The sequence below is a fragment of the Helicobacter pylori genome (assembly GCF_006440215.1).
Classification (GTDB): domain Bacteria; phylum Campylobacterota; class Campylobacteria; order Campylobacterales; family Helicobacteraceae; genus Helicobacter; species Helicobacter pylori_CS.
This window is the reverse complement of sequence record NZ_VEZH01000026.1, coordinates 1-11,248: the sequence shown is the minus strand read 5'-3', so window position 1 is coordinate 11,248 and position 11,248 is coordinate 1. Positions and strand designations below refer to the sequence as shown.

General features: G+C 39.0%; 10 protein-coding genes. 4 read left to right on the top strand and 6 right to left on the bottom strand.

From position 1 onward, the window contains the following. Nucleotides 1-302 precede the first annotated feature (302 nt). Nucleotides 303-1,523 carry an HD domain-containing protein gene (locus FIM44_RS08250; RefSeq protein WP_140579724.1) on the top strand — a complete coding sequence of 407 codons (1,221 nt, stop codon included), beginning with the start codon at nucleotides 303-305 and terminating at the stop codon, nucleotides 1,521-1,523. A 111-nt stretch (nucleotides 1,524-1,634) separates the two neighbouring features. On the opposite strand, the gene FIM44_RS08245 is transcribed toward FIM44_RS08250, so the two are convergent. The 5 genes from FIM44_RS08245 to FIM44_RS08225 all read right to left on the bottom strand — a co-directional run bounded on the left by FIM44_RS08245 (nucleotide 1,635) and on the right by FIM44_RS08225 (nucleotide 6,446). Beyond that, entirely contained in the window at nucleotides 1,635-2,879 is a 1,245-nt protein-coding gene (locus tag FIM44_RS08245) for an RNA polymerase factor sigma-54 (protein ID WP_140579722.1), read from the bottom strand. A gap of 2 nt (nucleotides 2,880-2,881) precedes the next feature. After that, nucleotides 2,882-3,604 (bottom strand): LPS export ABC transporter ATP-binding protein, encoded by a 723-nt coding sequence (lptB, locus tag FIM44_RS08240; protein WP_140579720.1) that lies wholly within the window; start codon nucleotides 3,602-3,604, stop codon nucleotides 2,882-2,884. 12 nt (nucleotides 3,605-3,616) lie between these two features. Beyond that, the gene (gene tsaE, locus FIM44_RS08235; protein WP_100969148.1) at nucleotides 3,617-4,018 is read right to left on the bottom strand and encodes a tRNA (adenosine(37)-N6)-threonylcarbamoyltransferase complex ATPase subunit type 1 TsaE; all 402 of its coding nucleotides are present in this window, start codon (nucleotides 4,016-4,018) and stop codon (nucleotides 3,617-3,619) included. Further along, nucleotides 4,015-5,745, bottom strand: a complete 1,731-nt coding sequence (locus FIM44_RS08230; RefSeq protein ID WP_140579718.1) for a DNA polymerase III subunit gamma/tau — start codon at nucleotides 5,743-5,745, stop codon at nucleotides 4,015-4,017. The genes tsaE and FIM44_RS08230 overlap by 4 nt, the downstream gene beginning before the upstream one ends. A 68-nt stretch (nucleotides 5,746-5,813) precedes the next feature. Then, a complete protein-coding gene (locus tag FIM44_RS08225; protein WP_024113319.1) occupies nucleotides 5,814-6,446 on the bottom strand; it encodes a LysE family transporter in 633 nt (210 codons plus the stop codon). 268 nt (nucleotides 6,447-6,714) lie between these two features. Here FIM44_RS08225 and FIM44_RS08220 point away from each other — a divergent pair, with 268 nt between their 5' ends. From FIM44_RS08220 to sabA, 3 genes are all read left to right on the top strand, one after another. Beyond that, entirely contained in the window at nucleotides 6,715-7,137 is a 423-nt protein-coding gene (locus FIM44_RS08220) for a DUF1104 domain-containing protein (protein WP_001254635.1), read from the top strand. A gap of 28 nt (nucleotides 7,138-7,165) precedes the next feature. Continuing rightward, nucleotides 7,166-7,636 (top strand): sialic acid-binding protein, encoded by a 471-nt coding sequence (locus tag FIM44_RS08215; RefSeq protein WP_140579716.1) that lies wholly within the window; start codon nucleotides 7,166-7,168, stop codon nucleotides 7,634-7,636. A gap of 308 nt (nucleotides 7,637-7,944) precedes the next feature. Further along, nucleotides 7,945-9,903, top strand: a complete 1,959-nt coding sequence (gene sabA, locus FIM44_RS08210) for a Hop family adhesin SabA/HopD (RefSeq protein ID WP_202978773.1) — start codon at nucleotides 7,945-7,947, stop codon at nucleotides 9,901-9,903. 70 nt (nucleotides 9,904-9,973) lie between these two features. Here the strand turns inward: sabA and FIM44_RS08205 are convergent. Then, on the bottom strand, nucleotides 9,974-11,248 hold a 1,275-nt coding region (locus tag FIM44_RS08205), incomplete at its 5' end, for an anaerobic C4-dicarboxylate transporter (RefSeq protein ID WP_140579714.1).

The following is an 11,248-nucleotide window of genomic DNA, read 5'->3' as shown; positions in this document are numbered from 1 at the left end:
CGTCGTTTCTAGTGGTAGCGATTACACGAACTCTTTTGTTTTCAATGAAGGGGCTAGCCATTTTAAGGTGTTTTTCAATTACGGGTGGGTGTTTTGAGTGTGAAATCCATTAAGCACGAAATCCATTGACAGAAATAATATTTTTTTAAATAAAAGTCTTATTTTTGTCTTTTTTTCGTATAATAAGATTTAAGTTAGTATTGATAGTGGTGCGTTAAGATTTTTCAATCTTGCATGATCGAATCAATATTTTTTAATAAGATCATAGCTTTAATATTCAAAATAGTATAAAAAGGAAAGTCATGTATGCGGCTCATCCTATTAAATCTCTAAAAGCCCCTAAACTCAAAACTCAATTTTTGAGGCGTGTGTTTGTGGGTGCGTCTATTAGGCGCTGGAATGACCAAGCATGCCCTTTGGAATTTGTGGAATTAGACAAGCAAGCCCATAAAGCGATGATTGCGTATTTGCTCGCTAAAGATTCAAAAGACAGGGGTAAAGATTTAGATTTAGATCTTTTAATTAAGTTCTTTTGCTTTGAGTTTTTGGAGCGCTTGGTTTTAACCGATATTAAACCCCCTATTTTTTACGCTCTCCAACAAACGCACAGCCAAGAATTAGCCTCCTATGTCGCGCAAAGTTTGCAAGATGAAATCAGCGCGTATTTTTCTTTAGAGGAACTCAAAGAGTATTTAAGCCACAGACCCCAAATTTTAGAAACTCAAATTTTAGAGAGCGCGCATTTTTATGCGTCTAAGTGGGAGTTTGATATTATTTATCATTTTAACCCCAACATGTATGGCGTGAAAGAAATTAAAGATAAAATTGACAAGCAACTCCACAATAACGAGCATTTGTTTGAAGGGCTTTTTGGGGAAAAAGAAGATCTGAAAAAATTGGTGAGCATGTTTGGGCAGTTGCGTTTCCAAAAGCGCTGGAGCCAGACCCCAAGAGTGCCGCAAACCAGTGTCTTAGGGCATACCCTATGCGTGGCACTTATGGGGTATTTATTGAGCTTTGATTTAAAAGCTTGTAAAAGCATGCGGATCAATCATTTTTTGGGCGGGCTTTTCCATGATTTACCCGAGATTTTAACCCGAGACATTATCACGCCCATCAAACAAAGCGTTGCAGGGCTTGATAACTGCATTAAAGAAATTGAAAAAAAAGAAATGCAAAACAAAGTCTATTCTTTTGTGTCTTTGGGCGTTCAAGAAGATTTGAAATATTTCACCGAAAACGAGTTTAAAAACCGCTATAAAGACAAGTCTCACAAAATCGTTTTCACTAAAGACGCTGAAGAATTGTTTATACTTTATAACAGCGATGAATATCTTGGGGTTTGTGGGGAGCTTTTGAAGGTGTGCGATCATTTGAGCGCGTTTTTAGAAGCCCAAATCTCTCTTTCTCATGGCATTTCCAGTAACGATTTGATTAAAGGGTCTCAAAACCTTTTAGAATTGCGATCCCAAACAGAATTACTTGATTTGGATTTAGGGAAATTGTTTAGGGATTTTAAGTGATTTATAGATCTATTTAATAGCGTATTAGCTATAAAATCTAAAAAATACTCAAAGGTATATTAATTTGATCATTTACGCCCAATGAGAGCGAAATCATTTGGTTGGTTATTTTCAAGCGCGCATCAAATAGAGTCTTTTCCTCTCGCTTGAAGAAGCGATGTTGAGCAGTTGGCGGTATTTGGTGATCGTTCTTCTTACCATTTTCAAATGGAATTTTTCTTCAATGAGTTCTAAAATCTTAGCGTCGCTCAAAGGCTCTTTTTTGTCTTCATTTTTAATCAATTCTAAAAGATAGTCTTTGATCACAGCGTTTGAAGTCTCGCTATTGTCTAAGGCGGTGCTAAAGAAATGTTTAATGGGGAAAACCCCCCTTTCGCATGCCAAATATTTATTAGAAATGGCCCTTGAAATCGTGCTTACAGAGTGGTTAAACTCATTGGCTAAATCTAATAGCTTTAAAGGGCGTAATTCCTTACCCTTAAAAAAATCGTATTGATACTCCAAAAGCATCAGACCGATTTTATAAATCGTGGCCTTTCTCAAATTTAACGCGTCAATCAAATCTTTAGCCTCTTTTAATTTCTCTTTCAAATAACCGCTATCCTTAAAGCGATTTTCTTCTAAACTGATCGTCGGGTAGCTTTCATCATTCAAACGCACGATGATTTCATTATCCACTTCTAAAATAAAAAGCTCAGGAATGACTTCTATTTCTTTTTCTAAAAACTCAATGGCTGGGGGGTTTTTAAAGGATTTTAAAATCTTTAAAGCCTTTTCATAATAAAAATCTTTAGAAAATTCATGGTGTTTTTCTAAATTTAAAATGATTTTTCGCACTTCTTCATAAAGCTCACTATCGTCTAATTCCCTACTCTCTAACTGGAATAAAAAGCTCTCTTTCACATCTCTAGCGCCAATGCCAGCGGGATTAAGGTAACTAAAACGCTTACGCACTTTTTCATAAACTTCGCTCTCTACCCCTAAAATTCTAGCCCTTTCTTCAATGTTTTCTTCAAAATACCCTTCACTATCCAGCCCGCTGATAATATCCATAGCGATTTTTTGAGAGATTTCAGTGGGAAAAAGGGGGGGAATGATTTGAGCCTCTAAAGTTTCAAAAAGGCTTTTAGATGCGATTGCGAAATTTTCTAAATGATCGCTGCTACTTTTAGCACTAAAACGATCGCTAAAATTTTTGATGCGTTTATTTTCAATTTTGATTAAGGGGTTATCTAGGGCGTTTTGTCTCAACACTTCTTCTAAATCTTCAAGCTCGCTTTGTAAAATGGGGAGCCACCCTTTTAAGGTAGCGTTTAATTTGTTTTTAGGGCTAAGGTTTGTGCGTAAGATCGCCATGTCTATACCTTAAAATTTTCCCCTAAATAATACTTACGCACCAAAGCGTTTTCATAAATTTCATTAGCATTCCCGCTCGCTAAAAGCGTGCCGCTTTTAATCACATACGCCCTGTGGCACACGCTCAAAGTCTCTCGCACATTGTGATCAGTAATCAACACGCCGATATTTAGCTCAATCAAGCTTTCAATGATTTTTTGAATGTCAATCACTGCGATCGGATCCACGCCCGCAAAAGGCTCGTCTAATAGCACGAATTTAGGGTTTTTCATTAAAGCCCTAGCGATTTCTACGCGCCTTCTTTCTCCCCCACTCAAGCTCATGCCCTTGCGCTCTCTTATGGCTTGGATATTAAAAGCGTCTAACAAGCTTTCCATTTTTTCTTCGCTCTCTTTAGAGTTTTTAAAAGTGCTCTCCCCTGCTAGGACCAGATTCTCTTCCACGCTCAATTCTTTAAAAATGCTAGATTCTTGGGGCAAGTAGCCTATGCCTAAATTAGAGCGCTTGTGTAAGGGGTATTTAGCTAAATTCACATCATTCAAATAAACGCTCCCCCCACTAGGCTCTAAAAGCCCGCATATCATGTAAAAGGTGGTGGTTTTACCCGCCCCATTAGGCCCTAAAAGCCCCACCACTTCGCCGCTTTTCACTTCTAAAGAAACATCTGAAACGATTTTGGTTTTTTTAATCTGTTTGTTTAAATGCTCTGCTTTTAAAATATCCATCCAAACGGCCCTTTAAGCGATCTTTATTGTATAAAAACGGCTGGTTAATTCGGTTTTAATTTCCACAACCTTAATAGCTAAATCGTATTTTTTTAAAATTTTTTCTAATTTTTCATCGCCCCATTCCACAAAATGGATTCCCTTTTCCAACAAGCACTCCAACATGCCAAGCTCCAAGCAAGCCTCTAAATCGCGCATGTAAAAATCATAATGGAACACGCTCTCGCTATAAGCATGCATCAAGCTAAAGGTTGGCGAAGTCGCTTGAATGTCTAAACCCAAGCGTTTCAAGCACGCTTGAACTAAAGTCGTTTTACCGCTCCCCACAACGCCTTTTAAAAGCACAACCCCCTTAAAATCATCTTTTAAAATTGCAGCAGCCACTTTGTCTAACTCGTCTAAATGCACTCTCATAACAATTCCACGCTTTTGATTTCAAACTCGCTCTTAATCTCTTCAATGAGATTGGAATGATTAGCCATAAATTCTTGCAAGGCTGTAGGGGCTTGTTTGGGTTGGGTTTCTTGAATCTCTTTAGTGTTGTTTTCTTTAATTTCTTTTTTTTGAATCTCTTTTTCTTTAATCTCTTTTTTAACCGCTTCTTTAGTTTCTTTTTCTTTCATTTCAGCCGTCGTTTCGGTGGTTGGTTTGGGCTTTAAAGAGGGGAATTTAAGCTCTTTAACCACTTCTAAAGCGCTTTTATTTTGATTTTTTAAAGCGATTTTGATCTTTTCGCCCTTGCCAAAAACTCCATCAACGATACTTTTCACGATTTTAAAACGCTCTCTTAAAAGCTCTTTATCCTTATCAGTGGCTAAAGACTCCCAAGTCAAGGTTTTAGTCTGGCTGTCAAAATCAATGAAACGGATATTTTTTTCAAACACCGCCCCTAATTCGTAGTTGCGCTCATAAACCAATGTTTGGACTTGTTTGAAAAGGTTGTGAAAAATGCGATCTTTAGCTGAAAGCATGGGAGTTTGCGGGGCTTCTGCGCTCTCTTTTTTTTCTGGCTTTTCTACTTTCTCTGTGCTTTTAGGTTCTTGTTTAGGGGCGTTAGGGTTTTGGTTTAAGGGTTTTAAAACGCTTTCTTTATTTTGCTCTAATTCCAAAATCGCATCATCTAGGGCTTTGAGTTTCAAAGCTTCTTTGAATTTCATTTTCAATAACAACAGCACAAAACTGGCATTTGCCCCTTCTTTTAAAAGGCTCAAACTGCTCATAATGATTTTAAAAAAGCGCTCTATCAAAAGGATGGAATACGAATCAGGGCTTAATAATTTCGCTTTCAAAAAAAGCATCATTTCTTCTAAAACGCTCTCGGTTTCATAATTTTCTAAAATGGCATAACGCTCTTGCAATCGCGCTTCATCTTGGTTGATTAGGCTTTGAAAAAAATCTTCTAAAACGCTTCGGTCAATCGCTCCTAACATTTCAGCCACTTTGCTTTCTGTGATAGCGTTATCGCAATAATTGATGGCTTGCTCTAAAAGAGTGATCGTATCCCTCAAGCTCCCTTGCCCGCTGTGAGCCAGTTTTTCTAACGCGCTTGTTTCATAACTCACCTGTTCTTTTTCTAAAATGGTTTTTAAATGAGAAATAACGGAATTTTCAGGGATTTTTTTAAACCTGAAATGCTGGGTGCGGCTGAGTATGGTAGCGGGCAATTTCAAGGCGTCCGTTGTCGCTAAAAGGAATTTCACATGGCTAGGAGGCTCTTCTAAAGTCTTTAAAAGTGCGTTAAACGCTTCAGTGGTGAACATATGCACTTCATCAATGATAAAGATCTTATAGCGCCCAAAGCTTGGTTTGTAGCGCGTTTGCTCTATGAGATTACGGACATCATCAATCCCCCTATTAGACGCCCCGTCCATTTCTATAATATCTATATGGTGGTTGTTTAAAGCGCTCTGGCATTGGATGCAAGTATCGCAAGGCACGGCTTTTGGCCCCTCTTCACACATTAAAGCCCTAGCAAAAATCCTAGAAGAGCTGGTTTTGCCTGAACCTCTTAACCCGCTGAATAAATAAGCGTTAGCCAAACGCTGGTTGTCTAGGGCTAAGGAAAGCGTTTTAGCCACGCTCTCTTGACCGACTAGCTCGCTAAAATGCTTGGGGCGGTATTTTAACGCTAAAACTTGCATACTGATTGTAATCCTTAAAACTCATTTAGGAGTATTGTAATGCAAAATGACTTAAAACTAGCCCCTTTTTAGGTTTTACTCAATAGCGCTAAAAAATCCCTAAATAAAGTAACGCTAAGCGTTCCCATGATAGCGGTTACAAAGAGATTCACCCCCATAAAGATTTTTTGGTTGTTTAAAAGTTTGGAGCCATAACGCAACGATAAAGCGCATAACAATAAAAGCCAAGAAAGGGCGGCTGATAAAGTGCCGGCTAAAAAGACAAATTTTTGAGTTAAATTAAAAGACAAAGCGCTCGCGCCAATCAAAAACACCATTTCCAAATACACTTGAGGGTTGAGTAAGGTAACGCCCAAAGTGAATAATAAGGTCTTTTTTAAGGATAGTTTTTTGGGGGTTTGGACTTGCTTCTTTTTAAAGGTTTGAAAAAGGGTTTTTAAAGCTAAAAAAGCGTAAAACCCGGTAAAAACCGCTCCAAATAAATTCAAAAACAAGCTCAAATAAAGATTTTTAGCAAAATAAGCCCCCACGCCAAACACGCCCATGCTCATTAACACTATATCACACATAAAACACAGAGCGCAAATCAAAAACACATAATTCCTAGCCATGCCTCGCTCTATAATAAACAAGGATTGCGCCCCCACAGCCGCGCACAAAGAAATCGCTAAACCAAAACCTTCTATAAAAACCACAAACATCTTGCTTAAATCCTTTCACTCAAAATAAGCCAAAAACTACCAACACCATACAAACCAATCATTCAAAATAGTATTTTAAAATTTTAGGGTTTAAAACGACCTTTATAAATAAAAATTAAATGATGATACACAATGGCTTGCGCGAAATTTAAAAACCCCATTTTTTAGCGCTCTTAGTGGCGTTTGAGGATAAATTAAAAATAACATGGTAAAATGCCAAAATTTGCTGTCGTTATGCGGCAAAAATTTGGACAACAAGGAATTGGGAATGAGAAGGAGTTTGGCTTTTTGCCTGTTAGCTTTGCTTGGATTACAGGTTTTAGGCGCTAGGGATTTTTCGCAACTCAAAAACGAAGAACTTTTAAAATTAGCAGGCACTCTGCCTTCTAATGAAGCGATTGATTATCGCATGGAGGTGTCTAAACGCCTTAAAGCTTTAAACGCTGAGGACGCTAAGAAATTCCGCGCGAATTTCAGCCGGATCGCTAGGAAGAATCTTTCCAAAATGAGCGAAGAGGATTTCAAAAAAATGCGTGAAGAAGTGCGTAAAGAATTAGAAGAAAAAACCAAAGGTTTGAGCGCTGAAGAAATTAAGGCAAAAGGACTTAATGTGAGCGTTTGCAGTGGCGATACGAGAAAAGTTTGGTGTAGGGCTGTTAAGAAAAAAGACGAACATTGCTCTCCTAAGTGAGACAAAATTTAATTTAAAAGGATAAAACATGAAAAAAGCGTTAAAAATACTTTCTGTTAGTGCGTTGCTATTTGTGGCTTTGAACGCCAAAGATTTCAGCAAAACAAGCGATGAGGATTTGGCTAAAATGGCTGGCATTGTCGCTCCGCAGGATATTGTGGATTATAAAAAAGAGTTGAGAATGCGCATGAAAAAAATGCCTGAAGACAAAAGAGAAGCGTTCCATAAGCAGTTGCATGAATACGCGGTTAAAAACACAGACAACATGACTGTGGCGGATTTTGAAGCGCACCAAAAAGCCGTTAAAGAAGCGCTTAAAAAAAGCAACATGAAGGACATGGATGATGATGATTTGGGGTTGAGATCATGCAAGCATGGGAAAATGCACAAACACCACAAACACCACAAACACGATGGTCAAAATAAAGCAAAAGGGCATGGTAAAGAACAAGGCAAAAAAGATCACGATCACGATGATCATGGCGAAAATGAGAAATAAAGCTTAAACCACACCCCTTTTTCTATCAAAGCTTCAAACCCTTTAAGCAGAAATCCTAAACGCTTTGAGCGTTTGGGATAAATGCGTTCTGTTAAGCGTTATCAAAATTCTGTTCCCATTAAATACCGATGATAAAATTCAAAAAATCATTTTATCGTTACAAAAATCAACACTTAAAAGATAAATAAGTTAAAATACTCCAAAATCCTTTTTTTTTTTTTTTTTTTGAAATATAATGAGTTCATTGTAAATCTATTACTATTTCAGAATATTTTTGCAACAAAAAAATTACTTTAAGGAACACTTTTATGAAAAAACGATTTTTACTTTCTCTACCCCTTGCGGCGTCATTACTTTGTGCTGAAGACAGCGGCTTTTTTGTGAGCGCGGGCTATCAAATCGGCGAAGCGGTGCAAATGGTCAAAAACACCGGTGAATTAAAAAACTTAAACGACAAATACGAGCAATTAAACCAGTATTTAAATCAAGTGGCTTCGTTGAAGCAAAGCATTCAAAACGCCAACAACATTGAGCTGGTCAATAGCTCTTTAAACTATTTAAAAAGCTTTACCAACAACAACTATAACAGCACCACCCAATCGCCCATCTTTAACGCCGTGCAAGCCGTTATCACTTCGGTATTGGGTTTTTGGAGTCTTTATGCGGGGAACTACTTCACTTTTTTTGTGGGTAATACTAAACAACTCGCTAATGTTCAGGGTAACCCTCCTTTTAAAACAATTATCGACAACTGCTCAGGAATTGAAAACTGCGCTATGGATCAAACCACTTACGACAAGATGAAAAAACTTGCTGAAGATCTCCAAGCAGCTCAACAAAACTCTACCACTAAAGCGAACAATCTTTGTGCTTTATCCGGGTGTGCTGCAACAGACTCAACATCAAACTCATCAAACACGCCAAACTCAACCGTAAGCAACGCTCTTAACTTGGCGCAACAGCTTATGGATTTAATCGCAAACACTAAGACTGCCATGATGTGGAAAAATATCGTCATCAGTGGTGTTTCAAATGCGTCCGGTGCTATCAAATCCACTGGCTACCCAACGCAATACGCGGTGTTTAACAACATTAAGGCGATGATACCTATCTTGCAACAAGCGGTTACGCTTTCTCAAAGCAACCACACCCTATCTTCTAATTTGCAAGCTCAAGCTACAGGATCTCAAACAAACCCTAATTTCGCTAAAGACATTTATACTTTTGCTCAAAACCAAAAGCAAGTCATCTCTTACGCCAACGATATTTTCAACCTCTTTAATACTATCCCTGCAGATCAGTTTAAGTATTTAGAGAAAGCTTATTTGAAAGTACCCAATGCGGGTCAAACTCCCACTAACCCTTACAGGCAAGAGGTGAGTTTAAACCAAGAAATTCAAACGATTAAAAACAATGTGAGTTATTATGGTAACCGGGTGGATGCGGCTTTAAGCGTGGCTAAAGATGTTTATAACCTAAAATCCAATCAAACAGAGATTGTAGCCGCTTATAACGGTGCTAAGAATTTGAGCCAAGAGATTTCTCAACTCCCATACAATCAAGTCAATACAAAAGACATTGTAACACTACCTTATGATAAAAACGCCCCAGCAGCGGGCCAATACAACTACCAAATCAACCCCAGAGCAGCATCCAATCTTAACCAAGCTTTAGCAGCGATGAGCAATAACCCCTTTAAAAAGATAGGAATGATCAGCTCTCAAAACAATAACGGCGCTTTGAACGGGCTTGGCGTGCAAGTGGGCTATAAGCAATTCTTTGGCGAAAGCAAAAGATGGGGGTTAAGGTATTATGGCTTCTTTGATTACAACCACGGCTACATCAAATCCAGCTTTTTCAATTCGTCTTCTGATGTATGGACTTATGGCGGTGGGAGCGATTTGTTAGTGAATATTATCAACGATAGCATTACAAGAAAGAACAACAAGCTTTCTGTGGGTCTCTTTGGTGGTATCCAACTAGCAGGGACTACATGGCTTAATTCTCAATATGTGAATTTAACCGCACTCAATAATCCTTACAGCGCGAAAGTCAATGCTTCCAATTTCCAATTCTTGTTCAATTTAGGCTTGAGAACCAATCTCGCTATGAAAAAGAAAGAAGATAGCGAACATTCCGCGCAACATGGCATTGAACTAGGCATTAAGATCCCCACGATCAACACGAATTACTATTCTTTCCTAGGCACTAAGATAGAATACAGAAGACTCTATAGCGTGTATCTCAATTATGTGTTTGCTTACTGAATGCTTTAAACCCTCTTTTTTAAGGGGGGTTTAGAAAAATCGTCAAACTTTTTATCGTTGATGATGAAATCTACAAAACTAGTGGTGCGACAACAAACCCTAACGCCACGCTCAAAGACACGACTAAAACCCCAGGGATCAAAAACGCATGATCAAACACATAACGGCCCATTTTAGTGGTGCCGGTGTTATCCATAGCGATCGCTCCTAGTAAAGTGGGGTAAGTGGGTAGCACAAACAACGCCGAAACGCTCGCAAAAGAAGCCACGATAATATACAAATGCTCGGTATGGTTAGCGCTAATGCCTAAGGCGGTGATCACGCTTGGGATGAGCGCTTTAGAGGTGGCAGCCTGCGAATACAAAAGCATGGAAGCCAAAAAAAGCGCTATGGCTAATAAAAACGGGTAATCTGCGATCAAAAAAGAAGCGTATCGCTTGATTTCATCTATATGATTGCTCACAAAAGTATCGCCTAGCCATGCCACGCCCAACACGCACACGCATGCTTGCATGCCGGATTTAAACACGCTTGAATGAGCGATTTCATTGGCGTTGATTTTGCAAAAAATCACAATGAGAGTCGCCACGCTCAGCATGAAAGACACGATCGCTTGATCTCTGCCTAAAACCACCGGGCTAATCAAAGCGATATTTTTAGAAATCGCGCTCGCATAAAAAACGATCGCTACAACCCCACCGATAAAAATCCATAGCGATAATTTCGCGCTTTTTGAGGTTTCTTTTTCTTCTTGGATTGTAGGGGGCGGAATTTTCCATGCTTCCAAGCGCTCTAAATAATGCGGATCGCTGTCTAACTTTAAATCAGTAAAACCCATCATAAACGCCGTGAGCATGCATGCTAAAAAAGTTGTAGGGATCCAAACCATTAAAAGGGTCAAGTAATTTGCCCCCAAAGGCTCTAAAATACCGCTCATAAACACCACCGCCGCGCTCACTGGGCTTGCAGTAATTCCCACTTGACTAGAAACAACCGCCAAGCTTAAAGGCGCTTTGGGTTTGATGTTTTGGCTCTGGCTCACTTCCACAATCACCGGGATTAAAGAAAAAACCGTATGCCCAGTGCCGGCTAGTATCGTTAAAAAATACGCCACGCTTGGCGCGAGGTAATTGATTTGCTTGGGGTGTTTTCTTAAAATTTTTTCAGCGATTTTGACCAAATAATCCAAGCCCCCCGCTTTTTGCATCGCGCTAATAGCGCTAATGACTGCCATGATGATTAAAATCACATCAAAAGGGATTTTGCCCGGATTTAGCCCCAAAAATAAGCATAAAACAAGCACGCCCAAACCCCCCGCATAGCCCACTCCCAAGCCCCCTAGTCT

Bases quoted from the DNA above. Each gene is read 5' to 3' on its own strand.
- FIM44_RS08225 (WP_024113319.1), bottom strand. From the start codon at position 6,446: ATGTTTGTGGTTTTTATAGAAGGTTTTGGTTTAGCGATTTCTTTGTGC.
- tsaE (WP_100969148.1), bottom strand. From the start codon at position 4,018: ATGAGAGTGCATTTAGACGAGTTAGACAAAGTGGCTGCTGCAATTTTA.
- lptB (WP_140579720.1), bottom strand. From the start codon at position 3,604: ATGGATATTTTAAAAGCAGAGCATTTAAACAAACAGATTAAAAAAACC.
- FIM44_RS08250 (WP_140579724.1), top strand. From the start codon at position 303: ATGTATGCGGCTCATCCTATTAAATCTCTAAAAGCCCCTAAACTCAAA.
- FIM44_RS08245 (WP_140579722.1), bottom strand. From the start codon at position 2,879: ATGGCGATCTTACGCACAAACCTTAGCCCTAAAAACAAATTAAACGCT.
- FIM44_RS08230 (WP_140579718.1), bottom strand. From the start codon at position 5,745: ATGCAAGTTTTAGCGTTAAAATACCGCCCCAAGCATTTTAGCGAGCTA.
- FIM44_RS08220 (WP_001254635.1), top strand. From the start codon at position 6,715: ATGAGAAGGAGTTTGGCTTTTTGCCTGTTAGCTTTGCTTGGATTACAG.
- FIM44_RS08215 (WP_140579716.1), top strand. From the start codon at position 7,166: ATGAAAAAAGCGTTAAAAATACTTTCTGTTAGTGCGTTGCTATTTGTG.
- sabA (WP_202978773.1), top strand. From the start codon at position 7,945: ATGAAAAAACGATTTTTACTTTCTCTACCCCTTGCGGCGTCATTACTT.